General features: G+C 35.0%; 25 protein-coding genes. 5 read left to right on the forward strand and 20 right to left on the reverse strand.

All coding sequences use genetic code 11. The annotated features are described in order from the left end of the window. Nucleotides 1-142: 142 nt before the first annotated feature. The 5 genes from ACLBWW_RS25405 to ACLBWW_RS25425 are packed head-to-tail and all read right to left on the reverse strand — an operon-like array spanning nt 143 to nt 853. Nucleotides 143-253: a DUF3948 family protein gene (locus ACLBWW_RS25405; protein ID WP_001083700.1), complete on the reverse strand. Its 111-nt coding sequence runs from the start codon at nt 251-253 to the stop codon at nt 143-145. Between the two features lie 42 nt (nt 254-295). Continuing rightward, entirely contained in the window at nt 296-412 is a 117-nt protein-coding gene (locus tag ACLBWW_RS25410) for a DUF3948 family protein (RefSeq protein WP_000654250.1), read from the reverse strand. A 35-nt stretch (nt 413-447) separates the two neighbouring features. Next, nucleotides 448-555, reverse strand: a complete 108-nt coding sequence (locus tag ACLBWW_RS25415) for a DUF3948 family protein (RefSeq protein ID WP_000664237.1) — start codon at nt 553-555, stop codon at nt 448-450. Between the two features lie 41 nt (nt 556-596). Next, nucleotides 597-704, reverse strand: coding sequence for a DUF3948 family protein (locus tag ACLBWW_RS25420; protein WP_000664237.1), 108 nt, complete (start codon nt 702-704; stop codon nt 597-599). Nucleotides 705-745: 41 nt separating this feature from the next. Then, nucleotides 746-853, reverse strand: coding sequence for a DUF3948 family protein (locus tag ACLBWW_RS25425; RefSeq protein ID WP_000664237.1), 108 nt, complete (start codon nt 851-853; stop codon nt 746-748). A 518-nt stretch (nt 854-1,371) separates the two neighbouring features. Here ACLBWW_RS25425 and ACLBWW_RS25430 point away from each other — a divergent pair. Next, a complete protein-coding gene (locus ACLBWW_RS25430; RefSeq protein WP_000766409.1) occupies nt 1,372-2,244 on the forward strand; it encodes a Cof-type HAD-IIB family hydrolase in 873 nt (290 codons plus the stop codon). Nucleotides 2,245-2,281: 37 nt separating this feature from the next. On the opposite strand, the gene ACLBWW_RS25435 is transcribed toward ACLBWW_RS25430, so the two are convergent. From ACLBWW_RS25435 to ACLBWW_RS25460, 6 genes are all read right to left on the reverse strand, one after another. Continuing rightward, nucleotides 2,282-3,247 (reverse strand): ABC transporter ATP-binding protein, encoded by a 966-nt coding sequence (locus tag ACLBWW_RS25435; RefSeq protein WP_048542896.1) that lies wholly within the window; start codon nt 3,245-3,247, stop codon nt 2,282-2,284. Beyond that, nucleotides 3,244-4,224, reverse strand: a complete 981-nt coding sequence (locus ACLBWW_RS25440) for an ABC transporter ATP-binding protein (protein ID WP_048542898.1) — start codon at nt 4,222-4,224, stop codon at nt 3,244-3,246. Before ACLBWW_RS25440 ends, ACLBWW_RS25435 begins: the two co-directional genes overlap by 4 nt. 10 nt (nt 4,225-4,234) lie before the next feature. Further along, entirely contained in the window at nt 4,235-5,158 is a 924-nt protein-coding gene (gene opp4C, locus ACLBWW_RS25445) for an oligopeptide ABC transporter permease (protein WP_000447957.1), read from the reverse strand. Nucleotides 5,159-5,170: 12 nt separating this feature from the next. Continuing rightward, nucleotides 5,171-6,127: an ABC transporter permease gene (locus ACLBWW_RS25450; RefSeq protein ID WP_447614295.1), complete on the reverse strand. Its 957-nt coding sequence runs from the start codon at nt 6,125-6,127 to the stop codon at nt 5,171-5,173. A 108-nt stretch (nt 6,128-6,235) separates the two neighbouring features. Further along, nucleotides 6,236-7,963 carry an ABC transporter substrate-binding protein gene (locus tag ACLBWW_RS25455; RefSeq protein WP_048542902.1) on the reverse strand — a complete coding sequence of 576 codons (1,728 nt, stop codon included), beginning with the start codon at nt 7,961-7,963 and terminating at the stop codon, nt 6,236-6,238. 245 nt (nt 7,964-8,208) lie between these two features. Next, nucleotides 8,209-9,909, reverse strand: a complete 1,701-nt coding sequence (locus tag ACLBWW_RS25460) for an ABC transporter substrate-binding protein (protein ID WP_048542904.1) — start codon at nt 9,907-9,909, stop codon at nt 8,209-8,211. 237 nt (nt 9,910-10,146) lie between these two features. Between ACLBWW_RS25460 and ACLBWW_RS25465 the strand changes: the two genes are divergently transcribed. Beyond that, nucleotides 10,147-10,344, forward strand: a complete 198-nt coding sequence (locus ACLBWW_RS25465) for a hypothetical protein (protein ID WP_000369249.1) — start codon at nt 10,147-10,149, stop codon at nt 10,342-10,344. A 12-nt stretch (nt 10,345-10,356) separates the two neighbouring features. Here the strand turns inward: ACLBWW_RS25465 and ACLBWW_RS25470 are convergent, their stop codons facing one another. The 7 genes from ACLBWW_RS25470 to ACLBWW_RS25500 all read right to left on the reverse strand — a co-directional run bounded on the left by ACLBWW_RS25470 (nt 10,357) and on the right by ACLBWW_RS25500 (nt 17,932). Further along, nucleotides 10,357-11,502: an ABC transporter permease gene (locus tag ACLBWW_RS25470; protein WP_001975422.1), complete on the reverse strand. Its 1,146-nt coding sequence runs from the start codon at nt 11,500-11,502 to the stop codon at nt 10,357-10,359. Between the two features lie 12 nt (nt 11,503-11,514). Next, complete coding sequence (locus ACLBWW_RS25475) at nt 11,515-12,711, reverse strand: ABC transporter permease (RefSeq protein WP_048542906.1); 1,197 nt, start codon at nt 12,709-12,711, stop codon at nt 11,515-11,517. 15 nt (nt 12,712-12,726) lie between these two features. Beyond that, nucleotides 12,727-13,659 (reverse strand): ABC transporter ATP-binding protein, encoded by a 933-nt coding sequence (locus ACLBWW_RS25480; RefSeq protein WP_262720673.1) that lies wholly within the window; start codon nt 13,657-13,659, stop codon nt 12,727-12,729. 138 nt (nt 13,660-13,797) lie between these two features. Then, a complete protein-coding gene (locus tag ACLBWW_RS25485; protein ID WP_000619343.1) occupies nt 13,798-14,454 on the reverse strand; it encodes a response regulator in 657 nt (218 codons plus the stop codon). Then, nucleotides 14,451-15,644 carry a sensor histidine kinase gene (locus ACLBWW_RS25490; RefSeq protein ID WP_048542908.1) on the reverse strand — a complete coding sequence of 398 codons (1,194 nt, stop codon included), beginning with the start codon at nt 15,642-15,644 and terminating at the stop codon, nt 14,451-14,453. Before ACLBWW_RS25490 ends, ACLBWW_RS25485 begins: the two co-directional genes overlap by 4 nt. Before the next feature lie 149 nt (nt 15,645-15,793). Continuing rightward, nucleotides 15,794-17,674, reverse strand: coding sequence for a ribosomal protection-like ABC-F family protein (gene abc-f / locus ACLBWW_RS25495; RefSeq protein ID WP_048542909.1), 1,881 nt, complete (start codon nt 17,672-17,674; stop codon nt 15,794-15,796). 123 nt (nt 17,675-17,797) lie between these two features. Further along, on the reverse strand, nt 17,798-17,932 hold the full coding sequence (locus ACLBWW_RS25500) for an RAxF-45 family protein (RefSeq protein ID WP_046956655.1): 135 nt from the start codon (nt 17,930-17,932) through the stop codon (nt 17,798-17,800). A 421-nt stretch (nt 17,933-18,353) separates the two neighbouring features. Between ACLBWW_RS25500 and ACLBWW_RS25505 the strand changes: the two genes are divergently transcribed. Both ACLBWW_RS25505 and ACLBWW_RS25510 read left to right on the forward strand, forming a co-directional pair. Beyond that, a complete protein-coding gene (locus tag ACLBWW_RS25505) occupies nt 18,354-18,482 on the forward strand; it encodes a hypothetical protein (protein ID WP_002006681.1) in 129 nt (42 codons plus the stop codon). 134 nt (nt 18,483-18,616) lie between these two features. Further along, nucleotides 18,617-19,411 (forward strand): DUF4931 domain-containing protein, encoded by a 795-nt coding sequence (locus ACLBWW_RS25510; protein ID WP_048542911.1) that lies wholly within the window; start codon nt 18,617-18,619, stop codon nt 19,409-19,411. 11 nt (nt 19,412-19,422) lie between these two features. Here ACLBWW_RS25510 and ACLBWW_RS25515 read toward each other — a convergent pair whose 3' ends face one another. After that, nucleotides 19,423-19,956: a transglycosylase SLT domain-containing protein gene (locus ACLBWW_RS25515; RefSeq protein WP_048542991.1), complete on the reverse strand. Its 534-nt coding sequence runs from the start codon at nt 19,954-19,956 to the stop codon at nt 19,423-19,425. Between the two features lie 250 nt (nt 19,957-20,206). Between ACLBWW_RS25515 and ACLBWW_RS25520 the strand changes: the two genes are divergently transcribed. Next, nucleotides 20,207-21,856, forward strand: a complete 1,650-nt coding sequence (locus tag ACLBWW_RS25520; RefSeq protein WP_262720674.1) for a polysaccharide deacetylase family protein — start codon at nt 20,207-20,209, stop codon at nt 21,854-21,856. A gap of 195 nt (nt 21,857-22,051) precedes the next feature. On the opposite strand, the gene ACLBWW_RS25525 is transcribed toward ACLBWW_RS25520, so the two are convergent. Continuing rightward, on the reverse strand, nt 22,052-22,885 hold the full coding sequence (locus ACLBWW_RS25525; RefSeq protein WP_048542915.1) for a TatD family hydrolase: 834 nt from the start codon (nt 22,883-22,885) through the stop codon (nt 22,052-22,054). Nucleotides 22,886-23,187 lie beyond the last annotated feature (302 nt).

Below are 23,187 nucleotides of genomic sequence, written 5' to 3' on the forward strand. Positions count from 1 at the left end.
GACTTTTTTCTCTTTACATGACGGAGGGAATATTCATACTTGAAGGTATATAGGAGAGGAAAACAAAAAAGACCCCAACATATTAACTACTTACTAATATGCTAGAGTCTTTATTTTTTTTGAATGATTGTATTTATATGTCTCATACTAATACATTTGCAAGGAATAAAATAAATGATGTTAATACTACCGCTCCACCTAATGATCCTAATAAATCTGTTTTTGTTACTTGTAACACTTGTTCACTGTTCATATTCCTCATTCTCCTTTCATTTTGTATGATTTAAAACTTCTATTATACTAATACACTTGATAGAAATACGATTAATGCCGTTAATACTACTGCTCCACTTGCTGATCCTACGAAGTCACCTTTTGTTACTTGTAATACTTGCTCTTTCATATCTTTCATTCTCCCTTCTATTTTCTTTTGTTACAAAACTTCTATTATACTAATACGCTTGATAGAAATACGATTAATGCCGTTAATACTACTGCTCCACTTGCTGATCCTACGAAGTCACCTTTTGTTACTTGTAATACTTGCTCTTTCATTTTGCATTCTCCTCTCTTTTTCTTTTATTACAAAACTTCTATTATACTAATACGCTTGATAGAAATACGATTAATGCTGTTAATACTACTGCTCCACTTGCTGATCCTACGAAGTCACCTTTTGTTACTTGTAATACTTGCTCTTTCATTTTGCATTCTCCTCTCTTTTTCTTTTATCACAAAACTTCTATTATACTAATACGCTTGATAGAAATACGATTAATGCTGTTAATACTACTGCTCCACTTGCTGACCCTACGAAGTCACCTTTTGTTACTTGTAATACTTGCTCTTTCATTTTATGTATCCTCCTTTTTAATAAGTTATCTATATGTAATTTCTAAGAAATGTTTATTTCATAGTTTTTATGTTAGCGTTACATTAAAGTTATTAACGTAACGTTTGTAACACTAATGTAACATAACTATTGTTACGTTGCAATATAATTACGTAAATTTTATTACACTTTTTTTACGTTTTTTTATAAACACCCTTAAAAACCCTGTTTTAATGCACTTTCTACTAACTCTATGTTTGTAATGTTATTGTAATATTACAGTCATATAACGAAATATCCCCATACTCTCTCCTACTTTTGTTACAAATTAAAGTACATATTGGAATAAATACGTTGGAATCTATCAAATTTTCACTAACGATTTATTCAAGATAAAGTGAAAATTTAATCAGCCCTCACCACTCGAACTTTTATGGGCAGCCCGACCATTAAAACGGGATAAAATACAACCTTTCCAAGATAAGTTTATATGTTTCCTCTATATAACTATGTATAATAAAAGCAAAGAGGTGGTCATTTTGAAATTAATCGCATTAGATATGGATGGTACGCTACTATCATCTAATCTTGAAATCTCCAAAGAGAACTTACAAGCTATCCAAACTGCAAAAGAGGCTGGTCATATAGTCATGATTTGTTCTGGTCGTGCAAAAGAGGATGCTTTAAAATTATTGGAAGAATATAAACTATCTCTTCCAGTTGGAGCGAGCAATGGGGCAATTGTTTATGTGGATGGAAAAGTAATTAACTCGCGTTGTTTACAAAACGATAAAGTATACAAGCTTGCAAAATTACTAGAATCTGAAGGTTTTCCTTATAAGCTATATACGAATAAAGGAGTTTATTCTCCATATACATGGCAAGATCAAGTTATGCAAGCTTTCGAGGAGAACAAGCACGCATTAGATGTTACACTTGAGGAACTTGAAAGAATTACAGAAAAACAAAAAAAATCAAACTTAATTACTGATTTCCAAAAAATCGAAGATGTTGTAAATAATCCAGAATTAGAAATATCTAAATTCTTCATTTTGACATTTAATGCAGCGCATCGTGCACAGCTATTAAGCATGTTACAAGAAGACACTGATATTTCAGTTACGGCATCAGCTCCTACTAATGTAGAAATTATGGATAAGCATGGTCATAAAGGGAACGGTCTACAAGAAATGGCTGCTTATTTCAATATACCAATTGAAGATACTATTGCGATCGGAGACAACTTTAATGATGTGCCAATGTTACAAGTAGCTGGCTTATCAGTTGCAATGGGAAATGCTGAAGAAGATGTGAAAAAACTATGTGATGTCGTAACATTAACAAATAATGAGCATGGGGTTGCTCACGCAATCGAGAAATTTGTATTGAAACAAACTTCATCTAGTAAATAAAAAAAGGACTCTTTCAATTTGAAAGGGTCCTTTTCTTTTATACATGATGACAAGCAACAAAATGCTCTTCACCAACATTACGGAATTCTGGTACCGTTTGTTTACAAATATCTGTTGCAAACGGGCAACGTGTATGAAAGCGACAACCCGAAGGTGGATTTGCTGGACTTGGAATATCACCCTCTAGTATAATCCGCTCTCGCTTCACTGTTGGATCTGGTATTGGCACAGCTGATAACAATGCTTTTGTATACGGATGTAGTGGATTCCTAAATAACTCATCACGCGGCGCTGTTTCCACAATCGTTCCTAAATACATAATTCCAATTTTCGTACATAAGTGCTCTACTACGCTTAAATCATGAGAAATGAACAAATAAGATAGTCCCTTTTTCTCCTGTAACTCACTAAACAAATTAATGATCTGTGCTTGAATAGATACATCTAGTGCTGCCACAGGTTCGTCAGCTACTATAAATTCCGGATTTAATACCATAGCTCTTGCGATAACGATACGCTGACGTTGTCCACCAGAAAATTCATGAGGGTACCGGTCAATATGATATGGGGCTAAGCCGCATAACTCTAATACTTCTGTCACTTTTTCACGAACATTTTCTTTCGTCGCTAGTCCGTGAGCCAACATTGGTTCACCAAGTGCCTCTCCAATTCTCATTCTCGGATTTAATGAGCTAAATGGATCTTGAAACACGAGTTGCATATTAGGACGATGTTTTCTCAATTCCTCTTTTGATAGAGAATGAACATCGTGTCCTTTAAACTTCACTTCTCCCTCCGTTTTTTGAACGAGACGTAAAATTGTTTTTCCTATCGTCGTTTTTCCGCTTCCTGATTCACCAACGAGACCGAACACTTCGCCTTTATTAATAGTAAAACTTACTCCATCAACTGCTTTCACATGTCCAATCGTTCTACTAAATATGCCGCCTTTAATTGGGAAATATGTTTTTAAGTTTTTTACTTCTAATAATGGTTCACTCATTGTCCCGCACGCTCCTCATATAACCAGCAAGCTACTTTATGATTCTCATCATGTACATTCAGATTTGGCGCTTCTTCTTTACATATTTCCATACAATGCTCACAACGACCGCTAAAGTAGCAAAATTCATCCAAACCGACTAAATTAGGAACCTGCCCTGGAATAGAGTACAGTTTATCTATTCGTTTTCCCATCACTGGTTTTGATTTCAACAAACCTTTCGTATACGGGTGTTTCGGATTTTGGAATATTTCTAGTACTGGCGCTTCTTCAATCACTTTCCCGCCATACATAACGACAACGTAATCCGCCATTTCTGCTACAACGCCTAAATCATGTGTAATTAATAAAATAGATGTTTTAAATTCCTCTTTTACTTGCCTTAATAAGTCCAATATTTGTGCTTGAATCGTAACATCAAGAGCCGTTGTCGGTTCATCCGCAATTAATAACTTCGGATTACAACTAAGTGCAACAGCAATCATAATACGTTGTAGCATACCACCGCTCAGTTCATGTGGATAAGAATGGACAATTTCATCCGCACGAGCTATACCGACTTTACGAATTAACTCAATTGCCTTCTTATACGCCTCATTTTTACTAAGCAGTTCATGCTCCCTTAACGTCTCTACAATTTGTTCCCCTACAGTGAAGACCGGATTTAGCGATGTCATCGGTTCTTGGAAAATCATCGCAATATCATTGCCTCGTAAACTACGAAGCTCTTTCTCCTTCATTCCTAAAAGACTTTTTCCTTCATATAAAATATCTCCACCTACTACACTGCCCGATTCAGCAATAAGTCCCATAATAGATAAAGCTGTTACACTTTTCCCGCAACCCGATTCACCTACAACACAAACCGTTTCACCTTCTCGAACTGTAAAACTAACATGATTAACAGCCTTTACTATTCCTTCTTCTGTCTGAAAATGTGTTTGTAAGTCTTTCAGCTCTACTACCGCTTTACTCATACCCTCTCACCTACCGTCTCATCTTTGGATCTAACGCATCACGAAGTGCATCACCAAGTAAGTTAATTGATACTACTGTTATAAAGATTGCGAAACCAGGCGGAATCCATAACCACGGACGCTTTTGGAAATCAATTAACGAGTTCGCTGCGCTAATCATATTCCCCCATGACGGTGTAGGTGGAACGACTCCGAGACCTAAGTAGCTTAGTGCGGATTCACTCAAAATTGAACCTGCAACACCCAAAGTTGCTACAACAATAAGCAACGGAAAGACGTTGGGAATTAAATGATGAATAATTTTCCGAGAATCCTTTAATCCTAATACATCTGCTGCTTGCATAAAGGCTTGCTCCCGCAATGTTAAAATTTGTCCTCTCACAAGCCGGGCAAGTCCTGGCCATCCTACTAAACTTAAAATAATCATTACAACATATAAACGGTATTCCGATGGTAATTTCCATTCTGATAAAATTGCTCCCATTATAATAAGTAGCGGTAATCCCGGGATGGACATTAACACATCCGCAACACGCATAATTAAATGATCTACAACCCCTCGATAAAAACCAGCAATTGCTCCTAATAAAGCTCCTAGTATAACGGATAATAGCATCGAAGCTAAACCAATTGTTAATGAAATACGACCTGCTTGCATAAGTCTAGTTAAAATATCCCGTCCCAACTGGTCTGTTCCAAGCCAATGTGACAGGCTGGGTGGTTTATTAATTTGTGTTACTTGTACTTTCCCATCAGCATACGGCGAAAAGATTGGACCGATAAAACTAAATAAAAACATAAATATTAAAACGTATAAGCCACACAGTGCCATCTTATTTTTCTTAATTTTTTTATACGCTTGACGCCATGGTGATGATTCATTTCTCTTTTTTCGTTCTTTCTTTTTCTCTATTATTGGTGTAATAGTCTCCATATCTTTCCCCCCTTACTTCAATCGAATTCTTGGATCAACAAACGCATATACAATATCAGCTAAGAAATTAGCCATAATTGTTAAACAAGAAAGAAACATTGTAAAGGCCATTAATACCGTATAATCACGGAAGTTTAATGCTTCTAATTGAATACTCCCAATCCCTGGCCAATTAAAAATCTGTTCAATAATAATCGCTCCTGAAAATAAACCAGGTAATTCAAAAGCAAGTAATGTAATTGCTGGCAAAATTGCATTTTTCAATGCATGTTTATAAATAACGGTTCTTTCTTTTAAACCTTTTGCACGAGCAGTACGAATATAATCTTGCCTAACAACATCCAACATGCTAGTTCTAAAATATCGTGTTAATGATCCTACACCAAGAAGCGTTAAAATAAATACAGGTAGAATCATATGACGTAATACTTCTAATATGTATGCTATTCCTGTTGAGTTACTTCCAATATCAATCATGCCACCAATAGGTAATAACTTTAAATCAACTGCTAATAATTTAATTAAAAATAATCCGATAAAGAATGATGGAAATGACATTGCTGCAAAGACACCGATTGTTACCAATCTATCAAACCAAGAGTGCTGCTTTGTTGCAGAAATAACCCCAATAATAAGAGCAATAATCCAAGTGAAAAATAAAGCTGCAACAGCAACGATAAATGTATTCCAAATAAATTTATTAAGTAATGAAGTTACAGGTTCTTGATACTGTAGAGAAAATCCAAAATCACCATGCAAAGCATTCACTAACCAATGAAAATACCTTTCAATAATTGGTTTGTTTAAGCCATACAATCCCCTTAACTCTTGAGCTCTCTCTGGTGTTAACTTAGGATTTGAATCAATATAATCCCCCGGCAAAAGTGCAAATAAGAAAAAAATAATAATAGATGTACCAAACAATGTAGGGATCATTTGAAGGAACCTACGAACGATATATGTTTTCACCTTTTGTCTCCCCAATCCTATTTACTTAAAAATAGAAGAACATTTTTTCAAAACAGCTACTATCCCATCGCTGTATGAAAAAACGCCTTCTATTATTTAGGTCAACCCTTATTGTTCAATAGATAACACTGGTAAGTTGGAACTAATGCTATCGTACTTTTCTGGATCAATTCCTTTTATACGTGCATTATGAGCATAAAGTAGTTTACGATAGTTTAATAAAATAACTGGTGGATCATCACTTAACTCTTTATACAGTTCTTTATAAATTGCTTTACGTTTTTCAATATCTGTCGTCCCTATACCTTTTACAATCAAGTCATCTACTTTCGGGTTGTTATAACCCGTATCACTTTTTGGATTAGTTGATAAGTAATCACTTACAACTTCACTTGGATCACTAATTCCTGGTGTTGAAACTGCCGCTAAATCGTAGTCACCTTTTCCTACTTTTGAAAGCATCGTATTAAAGTCCATCAACTCTGGATTTAATTCAACACCGATTTCTTTGTAACTTTCTTTTGCAATTGGAATAAAGATATCATTTGTTTTACCTGTATTTGATGCATAGTATGTTAATTTTAGTTTTTGACCATCTTTTTCACGAACCCCGTCAGAACCTACTTTCCAACCAGCCTCATCCAATAATTTTTTAGCCTTTTCTACGTCGTGTGGATATTTATTAATACCTTCTTCTGTATATGCCCATGAAACTGGCGCAATTGGTACGTTAGCAACAGATCCATATCCTTGTAAAGCTGTATCCACATACTTCTTACGGTCTAATCCATAAGTAAGTGCTTGACGCACCTTCTTATCCTTCAAATACGATTTCTTATTATTTACATAGATATAAGCAATATCACTTGATGATTCAAGATTAATATTTGCAAACTCTAATCCTTTTAATTGGTCTATATTCTCAGGATTTGCTCTAAATCCACTATAGTCCAGTTCACCTGTTTGGAATAATTGAAATCCAGTATCACCTGATGTGATTTTGTAAATAAAGTTTTTGATTTTTGGTTTACCTGCATAATAATTTTCATTAGCAACAAAGCGTACTTCTTGACCTGGAACATATTTTTCAAATTTATATGGACCCGCTGCAATTGGTTGCCCATATAATGCTTTTAAATAGTCTAAACTTGTATTTTGTTTATAATCTTTTCCATAATAAGCTTTTGATAGCACTGGGCCACCTAAATTAGTTAGCGCCTGTGAATTAACTTTTTCAGTTGTAATTTTAATTGTCTGTGGATCAACAACTTGAATTCCTTCAATAGAAGTTGCTTTTCCTTCTTTATATTCTTTTCCACCTTTAACAGCATACTGAGCAATATCCATTCCACCTTCATACGCTTTATCATGAAGTAGTGTTAATGTAAATGCTACGTCCTCCGCCGTTAAAGGCGAACCATCACTAAATTTTAGATTTTTACGTAAATGGAATGTATATGTTAACTGGTCAGCAGAAATATCCCATTTTTCGGCAAGATCCGGAATAGGTTTACTTTGTTTGTCTGTTGTTACTAATGACGCAAAAATAACAGACGTTACATTTCCATCCCAACCATTATCTTGAAAATACGGAAGGAAAACTCCCCCTGGCTTAGAAATGGCTGTAATAAAAGTATCTTTTCGCTGATTTGCTTTCTCTGGACTTTTCTTTTTATCTGTAGCTGGAATTGATTCAATCTTAGCGTCTTTTAAATCCTGCTTTTTTACCGGTTCTGTAGAAGCCGTATCTTCCTGTCCCCCACAAGCAGATAACACAAGCGAACTACTCAATAATACTGAAAATACACCAGCCCATTTTTTTGTCTTTTTCTTCATTGTCCCCACCCTAACTTTTTTTAATAATTAAACCTTATGAATTGCTTGCCTTATGTATGCCTCCCACAGCAACATTTTATAGCCAATCGGAAAAGTCGGTTTTATTCGTAAAAAAATAGATGTTTTTGAGGGGTAACAATCCTATTCCGACCTTTCCGGTAGACTTTATGGTTATTAGCTTATATCGTCCGTTATATTTTGTCAATTCTTTCTAAATAAATATTTTTAGACTTTTTTCAAAATTATTATTCTATCTTTAATTTAGGTAAACTTAATAAAATACCGTTATAGTTATCTTCTTGTAATCCTTGAATTCGTGCATTATGTGCAGACACCACTTTGCTATTATTCAAGAAGATTACAGGCGGGTCTTCACTTAATTCTTGATATAACTTTTTATAAATCTCTTTTCGCTTTTCAATATCCAACGTTTCTAATGCTTGCTTAGCTAATTCATCTACTTTCGGATTATAATATCCATCATAATTTCGTTTACTTGTTGAAACAAACTCTTCAATCGTTCCGCTCGGATCATCAATCATTGGCGTAGATACCATTGCTAAATCATAATCACCTTTTATCACTTTTGAAATCATCGTATTAAAGTCCATATATTCTGGGTTAAACTCTACACCAAGCTTTTTATAATCCTCTTTCATCACCGGGATCATTACATCATTTATTTTACTTGCAGAAGAAGCAAAATAATTTACCTTCAATTTTTGGCCATCTTTTTCGCGGATTCCATCTGAACCTGGTTTCCATCCAGCCTCATCCAATAATTTCTTTGCTTTCTCTAAGTTATACTCATATTTATTAATACCTTCTTCTGTATACGCCCAAGAAACTGGCGTAATCGGTACATTAACGAGTGAAGCATAACCTTGGAAATACGTATCAATAACCTTTTGACGCTCTAATCCGTAAATAAATGCTTGGCGGACACGCTTATCTTTAAAGTATGGTTTCTTATAATTCATTTTAATGTAGCCGTAAGAACTTCCTGTATACACATTAATATTAGCAAAACCTAAATCTTTTAATTGCTCAATGGTCTCCACGTTTGTCGTAAAACCATCATAATCTACTTCTCCTGCTTGAAATTGTTGTAACTTCGTATCACCCTTTGTAATTTTATAAATAAAGTGCTCAATCTTCGGTTTTCCTTCAAAATAATTTTCATTAGCTACAAATCGAACCTCCTGACCAGGAATATATTTATCTAACTTATAAGCTCCTGCTCCCACCGGCTTTCCATACAACTCTTTTAAATACTCCAAGTGTCCTTGTTTATACTCTTTCCCGTAATAAGTCTTAGATATAACCTCTCCGCCGATTAATGATAATGTTTGAGCATTTACCTTTTCAGTCGTAATCGTAATTGTTTTCGGATCAATGACTTGAATTCCCTCAATAGAGGTTGCCTTTCCTTCTTTATATGCTTGACCACCTTTTATTGCTGTTTGGCTTATATCAGTCGCACCACTATAAGTTGGATCATGTAATAACGTTAATGTAAATGCTACATCATCTACAGTTAACGGTGAACCATCACTAAACTTTAAATCATCTTTCAAATGGAATGTATATGTAAGCTGATCCTCCGAAATCTCCCACTTTTTCGCTAATATTGGAATTGGCTTTCCTTCCTTATCCAGCCCAACAAGGGGCGCGAAGATAGCTTGCGTTATATTACCATCCCATCCATTCTCCATAAAGTGCGGAAGGAATATCCCTCCAGGACTCGGCATTCCAACTACAAAAGTATCTTTTCTTTCATTTACTTTTGTAGGACTTTTTGCTTTGTTGCTCGCCTTAATAAATTCATCTTTTACTTTTGGTACGTTCCCGGCTTCATTTGTACTTGCTTCCTCATGACCACATCCGGCTAGTAATACTGACACACTAAGAAATGTAGCAATTGCTCCTTTAAAAACATTTTTCATTGCACTCTCACCTTTACCTTCCTAATTTTTAAAGATGTAGGAACATAGGCCTCCTTTCTGTAACTATCTTTATTTTTCCTATAAAAATAGTATGAATTAATTTCAAGATTATTCCTTTCCTTTAAACATGTCAATCACTCTCTTTTATTTCTTATTACAAAATTAAAAATTCACTTCTATTCGTTCCATATGAAACATAGACTACTAATAACCAATTACCAAAAAGGGGGCGAAAACATGGACAACCTATTCCAATACGTCCTGCACTACGTGTTATTAACCATTATGATAGTCGGGGCGCTATTACTATTCCCATTCTTCCCAAAGTTCGTCCTCTTTTTAGCTTTTTTTATTATGCTCGGGATCGCTATTATCATTTCAACAAAGGAAGATACCACACAAAAAGAAAACAGAGTTCAGCGTGTAAAGCTGTAACTCTGTTTTTTTTCAGTCGTAACGTATTCTTGTTAAACTAATTATGAAAAAGACCCCTGCAAATAAAATGAGTATACCAATATATCCTCCTATATCTGCCAATGTACCTCCCCTTACAATTAACTCCGTAAAGCCACGCATCGCCCAAGTTTGCGGAACAAAATTTGCTGCCGTCTGCATCCATGCTGGTTCAATTTCAATTGGCCAATACAGGCCACCAATCATGCATGTTGAAATCACAACGATATTACCTAATGCAGACTGTTGTTCTGTTGTTTTCACGATACTTGCTAATAATAAGGCTAGACCAATGACAGCTAATAATAATACGGAAACGAGTATAATAACCCCTAACAAATTTCCCCACTGCACATTAAATAAGGAATGCGTTAATATCATTAGAACACCAAATTGAATCCATCCTATTAAGAAGAATGAAAGGATATATCCCGTTAGTATTTGAACTTTTGAAACTGGTGCTTCTAATAAACGAGACCAAACACCAAGTTGTCTAGCTTTCAAAATAGTCCCCGTCGCACTTAACATAACAATCATAACGAATAGAATTGAAAATCCCGCTGCTCGCCCTGTAACGTTATTTAACTTTTGATCATCATGTGAAATTGACTCTTTTTGAATCGAAGCAGGTTCTACTTTTGTATAGATTTCTTTATACATAGGTTCCCACGAAGCGTTACTTTTCTTCTCAAAATCTCTCGCTGCACTAACTTCTATCTCCATTTTTTTTAATGCACTTGCCAATACTTGCTCTACAGAAGTTCCACCAGTAAAATCAGCACTAGCTTGAAACTGAATATTTTCTACCCTTCCATCTAACATATTCTTTTGAAAGTCTTTCGGAATAAGAACTATGCCAGATGATTTTTTGTTTTCAATCTTCTGTTTGCCTTCCTTATACGTTACCTTCTCTATAGAAATTAAGTCACTTTTCTTTATGTCCTCGTAATACTTGTTAGATAATACAGAGCCATCTTCATCTACTAAGCTAACATTTACTTTCTTATTCCCACTTCCACCTAAAAGTCCGCCGAAAATGAGTGTAAAAATAATAGGCATTCCAAACATAAGTATATAACTTTGTGGTTTTATTAAAATTTGTTTTAACTCTAGCCAACAAAGTGCCCAAACTTTCTTCATCATTTCTCCCTCCTATCTCGTATGTAAACGTAATGTTCCTATCATAACGGAGACAATTCCTGCACCACATAAACTAAAAATAACAGGGAGTAACACATCCCAAGATGTTCCCGACATAATATTTAAAAAGCTTGTAAGTGCCCATTTATTCGGAGCAACATTCGCAATGGTTTGAAGTGTATCAGGGAATACGTAAATTGGTAACATCGATCCTCCTAATATAGCCAGTATTTGAATACCGATTCCTCCCATTACATCTGCCATTTTTTCCTCGCGAATAAAAGCGGCAATTAACATAGATAAACCCGAAACACAAATTGCATAAGACATTCCCACCGCTACTATTTGAGATAAGTCTCCGCCCCATTCCACATGAAACATAAAGTGTGTAGCAACTATAAATATTCCAAATTGTATACAAGCAAATAATAATGTACCTAAAAATTTCCCGAATAAAATTGAAAATGAGCTCGTCGGTGTACTGAACAAACGCGCCAACGTCTCAGTTCGTTGCTCTGTTACAACTGACTTTGCACCTACTGTTATGTTATATAGTAAAAACATGACTAACATCGCTGCGGCATAATATTGCATCGCTGCAACTGTTTTTTTACCTATCGTTCCTTTTTCAATGTTATCTGCACCCGAAGTTGCTACTGTTTGTAAATCCCCACTTACTTCTTTTGCAACTTGTTCCACATTACTATGCTGAGAATTTGCTAATTCCGTCACAACACTTTTAGTAGATACCGCAATTGTTTGAACACGCTCTGAAAAAGAGCGGACCATTGATTCAGCGATTTTCGCTTGTATATCTTTTGATGGGTCTATAAACACCTTTGGTTCTTTTAATTTTCCATCTTGTACTTGTTCGCTCCATTTATTTGGGATGACGATTCCCACATCGATTTTCTTTTCCTTTAACATATCTTCAAGCTCTTCCTGAGAATTAACTATCTTTACTTTCACATCATCTTTTAATTCTTTAGATTGCAATACGTCTTTTTGAAAGACATCTGCAAACTCATCATTTCCTACTTGATAATAGCCAATCACTGTTTTGGGTAGTCCACCATTATCAAATATATTACTTAACGCTGAACCTAAAATCGCTGTTAATAAAAGCGGCATAATTAACATCATCATAAATCCGCGCCGATCAATTAAACGTATTTTTAAATCTTTCCATGCAATAATAAAACTTTTCATCTCGCACTAACCTCCTTAATCACGAAGTGAACGTCCTGTTAATTGTAAAAAGAGTGCCTCTAAATTCGGTTCTTGCACTTCAAGCTTTAAAATTTGAGCGTTGTTCTCCACAACTACTGACACAACTGTACCAATGGACTCGCCACCATTTAGCCCAATATCAATCGTACTATTATCTTCATCAAAAATAATTCGTTCAACAACAGATAGTGCTTTCAACTTTTGTAGCAGTTCCGTACTATAACGATTTAATTGCAATCTCACTATAAACCCATCCGCCAGTCGATTACATAGCTCCCTTTTCGTTCCTAATGCAATTACCTTTCCATGATCAACAATTGCAATTCTTTCACATAAATACTCTACTTCTTCCATGTAATGACTCGTATAAATAACTGTCATCCCTTTTTCATTTAACTTTTTAACAGTCTCTAAAATATGGTTTCTCGATTGCGGATCAATCCCAACTGTCGGTTCATCCATAATTAACAACTCTGGCTCATGCATAAGTGCTGCACCAATATTAATACGCCTTTTCATTCCACCTGAAAATGTTTCAATTTTATCTTTTCCACGGTCCTGTAAACCGACGTAAGCTAATACTTCCTCCACTCGTTCTTTTGCAATTTTTCCATTTAAACCGTACATTTTTCCCCAAAAAACCAAATTTTCCTTCGCTGAAAGTGTTGGATAGAGCGCAATGTCTTGTGGAACAATACCAATTTTCTTTTTCGCCTCTAATGGATATTCTTTTACAGATTTCCCACCAACTTTTATATCACCACTGTCGTATGAAATTAACCCGCAAATCATTGATATCGTCGTTGATTTTCCCGCTCCATTTGGACCAAGCAATCCAAATGTTTCCCCTTTCTTCACCTCAAAAGAAACATTCTTTATGATTTCCTTCTTACCAAATGATTTCGTAATATGATCTATGACTAACATACTGATTCAGCCCCTTTGCATTCATCTACACTTTCATTGTAGAAAAATTTCTTCTTCTCTCCATCATCCTTGAGATAGAAATACAAAATAAAAAAGCAGCAAATTCTGCTGCTTTTTCACAATTATATATGCCAAAAGTCATGTGTACATCGTGATGCCATACCTTACTGCGTATATGGCTGCTTGCGTTCGATCTCTCAGTTCTAACTTACTAATTAAATTAGAAACATGATTCTTAACAGTTCCCTCTGTAATAAATAACTTTTCCGCAATCTCTTTATTATTTAACCCAAGTCCAATTTCCCTTAAAACATCTACTTCTCGCTCAGTTAATTGCGCTAATTGTTCTGGTGTGGTGCACTCTACTGCTACTTTTGTCTTTTTTAATTCTTTTATGATTTGCGCTGTTATATCCTGAGGAAGCACAGCCCCTCCACTATGCACCGTTAAAATTGCTTGAGCGATTGCATCTGTCTCCATGTCCTTCAATAAATAACCACTTGCTCCTTGCTCCAATGCTTCAAAGATAAGCTCACTATCACTAAAAGTCGTCAACATAAGTACCTTTATATGAGGGAACTGTTCTCTAACTAAACGTGTTCCTTCAACACCATTCATACGGGGCATCCGAATATCCATCAAAATAATTTCAGGATGTAACTCTTTCACCTTTTGTATCACTTCGTCTCCATCTGTAGCAGTTCCCACTACTTCAAGTTCCTGACGTAAATTTAATAACATCGCTAAGCCATCACGAATGAGTGATTGATCATCAACAATCATAATCCGAATCATACAGTTCCCCCTATTAACCACGTTTTCTCCTGAAGTGGAAATTCAATCTGTAACCGAAAGCCTTTTTCTATCTCACTTTCAAATTGAATAGTTCCACCATGTTCCTCTACTCGTTCTCTCATATTAAGTAAACCAAAACCTGGGCTTACCTCGTTAACTCCCACGCCATTATCCAAAATACATAGTTTAACTTGTTTCGCCGAACAAGTTAAACTCACTTCACATAAACTCGCCTTGCCATGCCGCTTTGCATTTGTTAAAGACTCTTGCATAACCCGGAGCAGTGTAGGTTGTAGTGACAGCGGAATCACAACCGGATCTCCTTGTAATTGAAACGATACTTGTACTTTCGTCGCTTTAGAATATCCATGTAACATTTCACGCATATTCTCTATTATGTTCCCTAGTTTACCTTCTTCTTTTAAGGCATGTACAGACGCTCTCACCTCTTGAAGTGATTTCCTGGCTAGCCCATGACATGTATGTAAAACCTCTTCCGTAGCGTCCGACTTTTGTTTCCACAAAGCCTCTGCCAGTTGTAATTGGACAAGTAAGGCTGTCATATTATGACCGACAGTATCATGAATTTCTCGGGCAATATCATTTCGCTCTCGAACGGCTGTCAATTCTTCTACCTCTTTGGCATATAGACGTAATTGTTCATGCGCTTCTTTTAGAGCTGTATGAGACAATGTCAATTCCTCATATTGCTCATCTACCATTTTCCGAGCAGCTGTAAGTTTTTTTATTAAGCTTCCAGCTAAAGCACTAAAAACGATGAACATAAAATTAATGGCATTACTCTCCAATTCTAAACTACCTGTATGTTGATACGCATGTAATATATTTATAAGCCAACAAAGAAAGAAAAAAGTAATAAAAAAGTACCTCATGCTTCTACGAAATTCATGAATAAATAGCCCTACTGCATCAATTCCAAATATAATTAAATATAAACATGTCTCGGGAAATAAAAAACCTAATAAAGCTGTGACTATCCCATTCGCTAATATTGTATAAAAAACAAGTTTTTTACCTCCATTCACTTTTACTAGCAAAATGTGATTCACAATATAAATAAAAAGTGCTGTACCCACAAAAAATTGCAAATGTGCTGTTTCACGTGAAACATGGTTTGCGTAAACAAAACAAATCATGACGATCGTAGCTATTCGCGCGTATCCTAACATAAAATTCTCCTCACGTTTTAATAACCTAAAATATGTCTCTTTATTGTAACAACAAGAAAATTATACCAATTACTTCTCTTTTCTTACACAAAAAGAGCAAGCCCTCCTCAAAATATGAGAAAACAACTTGCTCTTTCATTCTAATTTCTTTACTCCACAATATTCTCTAACTCATTATATAAATCCGCTCGTAACAACTCTTTCTTCGTTTTTTCTTCATACAATTGTTCAAGCATTTCAACATCAACTACATGTTCCATCTTACACTCAAGCATATATATATCTTCTTCTACATGCATTAACTCCGTTTCAATATCCTCAATATTCCTAACTTCTTTCTTTTTTACAGGAGCTGTTGCTATACTTTTTCTTCCTTGGCGTTGCTGCTTTATTACTTGTTTCTCGAGCTTTTCTTCCCACTTTTGACGAGCCCATGCGTAGTTCCCTGCAAACTCAAATAATTTATGCTCATCAATCCAATACGTCTTTTCAAATAACTTATTTAAAAAATAACGATCATGTGAAACAGCTAAAATCGTCCCATTATATTGCTCAAGAGCTTCCTCTAAAACTTCCCTTGATTCAATGTCGAGATGGTTTGTCGGCTCATCTAAAATCAAAAAATTGATATCTTGATACATAAGTTGCGCAAGTCTTAATCTCATTTTTTCTCCACCGCTCAGTTGCGTTACTTTCTTAAACACCGCTGGACCATAAAATAAAAACTTAGCTAATATATGTCTCGCTTCGCCCTCTGTTACAGCTACATATTCCCTGAAAGCCTCTAATACATTACTCTTCATATTTCCGTACGCATGCTGTGATAAATAACCGATTTTCACACTACTACCAATTCGAATTTCTCCAGCGTCTGGTTTTATTTCTTCTAATAATAACTTTAGTAGCGTTGTCTTTCCTGTACCATTACGGCCAACGATCGCCGCACGCTCTTGAAAACGAACATGTAAATTCGCTTCGTTAAATAAAGGATGGCCAGCAAACCCTTTACTCACTTCTTTCATTACAACAACATCTTTCCCACTTCTCTCTTGCCCTTCAAACTGAAGTCCCATTTGTTTTCGTTCTAAAATAGGTTTCTTTAGTTTCTCTATACGTTCCAGTGCACGTTCCATACTTCTCGCTCTCTTATGCAATCCTTCATTCGGAGGATTCGCCTGATTTGCCCATTCACGTAGTCGCTTAATTGCTTCTTTCATTTTCTTTATTTTCTTTTGCTGTTCTTGATAAGCCTGAAACTCCTGAAGTAACCGTTCTTCCTTTTCGTCAACAAACTGAGAATAGTTCGTATGATACACGTGAATCTCTCCATCTTCTAAATCAAAAATCTTCGTTACAACTTCATCAAGGAAATAGCGATCATGTGAAATGACCATAACCGTTCCATTGTATTCTTTTAAAAATTGCTCTAGCCACTCTACGGCAAATAAGTCTAAATGATTGGTTGGTTCATCTAATAGAAGTAAATCTGGTTTCTGCAATAGCATGTATGAAAGGCTTACTTTTGTTTGTTCCCCACCACTTAACTCCAGAAATGGTCGAGGGAATAATTCTGTCACCTGTAGACCATTTGCTACCTTCATCAAGTTCGCTTCTATTTCATAACCACCAAGAAACGCAAACTTTTCTTGGATTACTCCGTATCTCTCCATTAATTTTTGTAAAGCAGATGGTTCCCGTTCTTCCGCCATATTTTTTTCTAAAGCACGCATTTCTCTTTCTAATTCCTTTTCTGTTTTAAAAGCGGAACTCAATACATCATATACAGTCATACCCTCATCAAATTTCGGAATTTGTGCCACATGACCAATACGTGTACCTTTCTTCATATGAATGGCTCCTGCATCCAAACTTTCCATTCCAGTTAGAAGCTGAAAGATTGTTGTCTTCCCACTGCCGTTACGACCAACTAATCCAACACGTTCACCATTCTTTATTTCAAGCGATATATTTTCAAATATGATGTTTCCACCAAAAGATTTCGTTACATTATTTACACTACAAATTGTCATTTTCCGTACTCCTTTCAATATAAAAAACCATGGGAAAGAAACATTCCCCATGGTTTTCGACATAGAAAAAGGAAGCCAAATAGCTCCCTTTCACACGTTTATTAAAAATGGGTGAAGAGATTTCTATCGTTCAATAGCTACTATGCAATTGTTAAAAAAGGACAGACGTATCCCGTTAACAACTACATCATGAAAAATCGCACGACAAAAATAGATATAATCTAAAAATTTGGCACGTGCAGCTAAAGAACGTTTCATCTCATTCACCTCTTTCGTACGGAATTTAATACTTACTTCTTTATTATACTTTCCCATTTCATGTTTGAATAGTCATTTTTCTGAAAATAATGAAGATAGACTAAACATTTCAATAAGTGACATCAAATCTTACAAAACTGTTATGTTCACGTAATGGAAAGCGATAGTACGAAAAGATGCCTCCCTATACAATAAAGATGTAAACAAGAGAGCCAAACAAAAGGAGGAAACGATCATGATGAAAGAAATCGTAAAAGCAATCTTTGAGGTATTAGTGAACGGACAAGCAGTTGTAAAAGAACTAAATGAACTATAAAAAGGAGTGAAGGAATATGATGAACATGGTAAAAATGATTTTACATGCTCTAGTTGATGCAAAAGCAGTTAGCCAAGAATTAAACCAACAATAAAAAAGGGGTAAATGAATATGAAGAAAGCCATTATTGTAATCGCAAGTACAGCAATTGCCTTATACACAATAAAAAATAGAAAAAAGAAACATAATAAAAATGATTTATATTATCCATACACATTATTAAAGAAAAAATAAAAGACAAGGTACCCTATTGTAATGAGGATATCTTGTCTTTTATTTTTCCTATTCCTTTTAAAGGATTTCCTTCTCCTTTTCCCGAATGTATTAAGCGGGATTTTTACACATATTTTAAAGGGGCATATATACAAATGGATACACAACAACTATACTTTTTAAACGATATTGGCAAACAAAAACCAGAAAGCATTCGGAATAGAAGCGCTGCATGTCCTTTTTGTGACAGAGAAAATTTAACGGATATTTTAGCAACTGAGGGCTCAATTATTTGGCTGAAAAACAAATTCCCTACATTAAAAGATACATTTCAAACGGTGCTAATCGAAACCGATAATTGTAAAGACCACATTGCGACATATACAGAAGAACATATGAGATCGCTAATTCGTTTCTCCATTAAACATTGGTTAGACTTACAGAAGAATGAAGAATTCACATCTGTGATTTTATACAAAAATCACGGTCCATTCTCAGGCGGGAGTTTGCATCATGCACACATGCAGATTATCGGAATGAAATATGTAGACTATCTCGGTAACGTAGAACAGGACAACTTCCGAGGAGTCATTGTACAAAAAAACGAACGCATTGAACTCAATATTTCAGATCGTCCTATTATCGGTTTTACTGAATTTAATATCATCATTGCAGATATTGGATACATAGATGAACTGGCAAATTATATTCAGCAAACTGTACGTTACATACTGACAGATTTCCATAAAGGATGTAGTAGTTATAACTTATTCTTCTATTACTTAAACGGAAAAATCATTTGTAAAGTTGTTCCTAGATTCGTCGTTTCACCATTATATGTAGGATATAAAATACCGCAAGTTTCTACAAAACTAAAAGACGTGAAAATACAACTCGCGCAATACTTCACGAGCGAAAAAGATGCAATTATTCATAAAAAAACAGAGTAGGTATAGAAAACCTACTCTTTGATTACACCTTTATTTCGATAGTACACATCTTCTAATCCGATGTTATACTTCATGTTATTATCCGTCCACTCTGGCCCTAAATTTCCTGGCCATCCAGATGTATTTGCTACATATTTTAGTAATGCAAAATCAGTCAAACCTTTTTGCACCCCGCGCTTATACCCTTTCATTAAATGCGGCATTGCAATTTGCGCATTTGTGCGCGGATCTTTCAACTCTTCATCAGTTAAATGATCTGGTGCAAGCCCACCGCCACGGTGCAATTGAAACAGTCCGAATGAAGTTCCGTTATCTCCAATACTTCTTGGATTTAACCGGCTTTCATGTTCAGCAATTGTAAGAGGTATCCATTCTGGAAGATTGACTTTCTTTGCTTCCTCTATAATAATTTGTTTCATTTGTTTTGCTTCTTCTGAGTCAACATAGCTTGTCTCATTCACTAACTTGCCCATTCCTTCAGACTTTCCTTGGAAATATAAGTACACCCCAAGAACAACTAAAAATCCTACAAAGAATTTCTTCACTACCACTACCTCTTTCTCCGCTGAAATTTGTCCCCTTTCAGCCTTCCTCCCTTTACAATTACCCACATTCTATCATTCTCTTACCCTTTTATCATAGCAAATAACTATATATATTATCATCATGCTTTAGACCGATTTTGTGAAAAAACAGCTGGTAAATACGTGCAAAAATGTAACTTTCATAGACTACAACGTATTTTTTGTATATAATTGTAAATTGAACTCTACATATAGAATAGGAGCAGACCAAATGAAAAAATGCATCATACTCTTGTTCAGCATTTTACTACTTATCCCTATCCACACCTCTGCACAAACATCATCAAAACCAAAAGTACTTGTTTTATACAGTACACAAGACGATAAAATTACAAATAATATTCAAATCCTTAATACCCAATTAGGACATTTTACAAACGATATAACTACGAAAAGTTTAAAAAAGGCTAATGAAATTACTAATTCATCTTCTTATACACATATTGTTTATATCGGTGAACAAAAAGAAGAGTTTCCTATTGAAACAAAGCAACTTCTAGAAAATTTCTCAGGCCCAATATTAGTTTTAGGACAAAATGTTGAACAATTATCTCATCGCTTTTCTTTCATTACCCTAAAGGCTGATGATATACGAGTTAATAAAATCGAATATCCAAGCCATAAGCTTAAAAACACTTTAGAAGAGGAACGATTGATTCAATCTTTTGATACAAATGGAACTGTTCTTGCTAACGCTGTAAGTTCAAATAGCAAGAACCCACTAATCGTTCAGCATGAAACATCTTATTACGTCGCAACGCCACACCTCTTTGACTGGATGTCTCATTACGTTGGTGAAATGTTATTTTCTTACTTTGGACAAAAGACAACGACAAATAAAGTAGAGGCTTATTTGCGTCTTGAGGATGTTCATCCAGCCGCAGATATAAATAAATTAAAAGAAATTGCTGAATTACTAAAAGAGAAAAAGATTCCTTACATGATTACAGTCATACCGGTATATAAAGATCCGGATACAGGAAAGACAATACATTTAAAAGATAAACCTGAGCTAGTCGATCTTTTACGCTCTATGCAAGATGATGGTGCAGCAATTATTATGCATGGTTATACGCATCAATTTTATGATAGTGAAACTGGGGAAGGTTTTGAATTTTGGGACGTAAAAACAGATCAACCAATTCGTCAACCGAAGCATGAAAAATCAAAAACAAAAGATGACTTCCCTAATATCGAAGCATATAATGCATATGTAAAAAAAGGGGAAGAGTTTGAAGAAAAGTATACGACCGATCATATTGAAAAAGGTATTCAAGAACTTGTAGATGCCAAACTATATCCTGTCGCATTTGAAGCACCTCATTACACGATGTCTCAAAAAGGATATGAAATATTATCAAGGTACTTTTCAACTTATGTAGGACAACTACAGTTAAGTGATACAACTTGGAAATCCATGCACTCACCATTCTATACAAGTACCCCATCATTTTTACACGGGATGAAATTAATGCCTGAAACAGTTGGCTTTATCGAAGAAGATAAGCCACATGCTATTGCAAAGATGAAGGAACGTGCTGTATCTGTTGCTAAATTATCCGATGGAGTTATTGGTGCATTCTATCATCCTTACTTAGGTGTGAAACCATTAAAAGAAGTATTAAAGGATCTAGAAAGCATTCCGAATATAGAATGGATCGATTTACAAAAAGAAACAAATGAAGTGAAAATGCAAGATATTCATATTACTACTAATAAAGACGGCATTCACGTTGAAAAACCAACAAGCGCAAGCGATGTAATGGATTATATAAAACAATATGGATTCTTCCTTATACTTGGTTTCTTCATCATTGTCTTTCTATTGTTATTAAGACGTGGGAAAAAATTAGAATCTTAATACAAAACCACCAAGCATTTTGCTTGGTGGTTTTTTAACTTAAACTAAAACGTGGCATGTTATTAATAACCCATTGATTATTTTCATAATAAAAAGGATAAGAGTAACGCTCCTATCCTTTCAAATAAAGTGAAACTTTAATCAGTGGTGGTTTTGTCCATCCCCCACTGATTATTAGTTGAACCAATCGGGTTTTTACGGGCAGTTGATTTCCCACCTAACTCCTCCGCATTCGTCGAATTTTGAGGTGGGAGTCTTACTGCCCGTTAATGCGGGGTAAAATTGAATCGTATTTTCATATATCGTTTTCGCAACCTTATTAACAGATACGTTTTTTATAACACTAATTTCCTTTAATACCTCTCGAATCATTCTCGGATGCGTCATAACATCCTCGTGAAATTCCCACGGTCCATCTGTTTCTACCATCATATATTCAAGTGGATAATACGAAACAATTTTTCTAATTTTGTCCTTATGTAAAACATCTGGTGTGATAGAAATATAATAACCGTTCCTCATCATCCGTTTCATTGTTGTTTCACTTCCTTTAAACCAATGAAAGTGTGCACGTGAAACTTTATATTTCTCTAGTAAATCACATACAATATCAGCATCTTCATACACTGCATGCAATATAATCGGTAAATCATATTTACTAGCTAGTTCAACAAATCGTTGTAACACTGATATATATGATTTGATAGTAATACGCTCATCTTCTTTTCTTAAATAATACGGTAAGCCTACTTCACCAATCGCAACTATGTCTTCTACATGCTCTTCAATTAATTTATAAATTTGCTCACATTCTTCTTTATGAATCGGTTGCTCCGGATGAAAACCTATTGCTGGATGTACAAAAGGATATCGCTTTGCTAAAGATAAAGTTTCTTTACATGATTGATAATTCATAGATACCGCGATAAGCCCCTGTATCTCTTTACTATGTTCCACATCTTTAAGTAATCTACTTTTTTCTTCATCCTTATATTGGTCAACATGTATATGACTATCAATCCATTTCATCTTTATGCCCCCATAAAAAAAACAAGAAAGGATCTCCCTTCTTGTTTTATCATCTATATTATTTAACAATTAAGTTTGTTATGATATCAAATAATCCAATACATACTACGGCAACAGTAAAGTAGCTACAGAAATCTTTAATTGGAAACTTCACTACTTCTTCTTTACGCATCCCAGTTTTCTCCCTTCTTACTATATCCCTAATTATTTTATCTATTTGTATCTATTATGCAAAAAATATGACAAATTTACTATCGAATTAACTTACGTAAACCTTACAATGTTGTAAGGTTTATAAAAAG

The sequence above is a fragment of the Bacillus sp. M5A3_1b genome (assembly GCF_053345335.1).

Excerpts from the sequence above, each read along its gene's own strand:
- ACLBWW_RS25410 (WP_000654250.1), bottom strand. The coding sequence starts at position 412 with ATGAAAGATATGAAAGAGCAAGTATTACAAGTAACAAAAGGTGACTTC.
- ACLBWW_RS25505 (WP_002006681.1), top strand. The coding sequence starts at position 18,354 with ATGAATATGAAGAAAGCCATTATTGTAATCGCAAGTACAGCAATTGCC.
- ACLBWW_RS25510 (WP_048542911.1), top strand. The coding sequence starts at position 18,617 with ATGGATACACAACAACTATACTTTTTAAACGATATTGGCAAACAAAAA.
- opp4C (WP_000447957.1), bottom strand. The coding sequence starts at position 5,158 with ATGGAGACTATTACACCAATAATAGAGAAAAAGAAAGAACGAAAAAAG.
- ACLBWW_RS25440 (WP_048542898.1), bottom strand. The coding sequence starts at position 4,224 with ATGAGTAAAGCGGTAGTAGAGCTGAAAGACTTACAAACACATTTTCAG.
- ACLBWW_RS25465 (WP_000369249.1), top strand. The coding sequence starts at position 10,147 with ATGGACAACCTATTCCAATACGTCCTGCACTACGTGTTATTAACCATT.
- ACLBWW_RS25405 (WP_001083700.1), bottom strand. The coding sequence starts at position 253 with ATGAACAGTGAACAAGTGTTACAAGTAACAAAAACAGATTTATTAGGA.
- ACLBWW_RS25490 (WP_048542908.1), bottom strand. The coding sequence starts at position 15,644 with ATGTTAGGATACGCGCGAATAGCTACGATCGTCATGATTTGTTTTGTT.
- abc-f (WP_048542909.1), bottom strand. The coding sequence starts at position 17,674 with ATGACAATTTGTAGTGTAAATAATGTAACGAAATCTTTTGGTGGAAAC.
- ACLBWW_RS25455 (WP_048542902.1), bottom strand. The coding sequence starts at position 7,963 with ATGAAGAAAAAGACAAAAAAATGGGCTGGTGTATTTTCAGTATTATTG.
- ACLBWW_RS25415 (WP_000664237.1), bottom strand. The coding sequence starts at position 555 with ATGAAAGAGCAAGTATTACAAGTAACAAAAGGTGACTTCGTAGGATCA.
- ACLBWW_RS25480 (WP_262720673.1), bottom strand. The coding sequence starts at position 13,659 with ATGTTAGTCATAGATCATATTACGAAATCATTTGGTAAGAAGGAAATC.
- ACLBWW_RS25475 (WP_048542906.1), bottom strand. The coding sequence starts at position 12,711 with ATGAAAAGTTTTATTATTGCATGGAAAGATTTAAAAATACGTTTAATT.
- ACLBWW_RS25485 (WP_000619343.1), bottom strand. The coding sequence starts at position 14,454 with ATGATTCGGATTATGATTGTTGATGATCAATCACTCATTCGTGATGGC.
- ACLBWW_RS25420 (WP_000664237.1), bottom strand. The coding sequence starts at position 704 with ATGAAAGAGCAAGTATTACAAGTAACAAAAGGTGACTTCGTAGGATCA.
- ACLBWW_RS25425 (WP_000664237.1), bottom strand. The coding sequence starts at position 853 with ATGAAAGAGCAAGTATTACAAGTAACAAAAGGTGACTTCGTAGGGTCA.
- ACLBWW_RS25500 (WP_046956655.1), bottom strand. The coding sequence starts at position 17,932 with ATGAAACGTTCTTTAGCTGCACGTGCCAAATTTTTAGATTATATCTAT.
- ACLBWW_RS25460 (WP_048542904.1), bottom strand. The coding sequence starts at position 9,909 with ATGAAAAATGTTTTTAAAGGAGCAATTGCTACATTTCTTAGTGTGTCA.
- ACLBWW_RS25525 (WP_048542915.1), bottom strand. The coding sequence starts at position 22,885 with ATGAAATGGATTGATAGTCATATACATGTTGACCAATATAAGGATGAA.
- ACLBWW_RS25520 (WP_262720674.1), top strand. The coding sequence starts at position 20,207 with ATGAAAAAATGCATCATACTCTTGTTCAGCATTTTACTACTTATCCCT.
- ACLBWW_RS25470 (WP_001975422.1), bottom strand. The coding sequence starts at position 11,502 with ATGAAGAAAGTTTGGGCACTTTGTTGGCTAGAGTTAAAACAAATTTTA.
- ACLBWW_RS25435 (WP_048542896.1), bottom strand. The coding sequence starts at position 3,247 with ATGAGTGAACCATTATTAGAAGTAAAAAACTTAAAAACATATTTCCCA.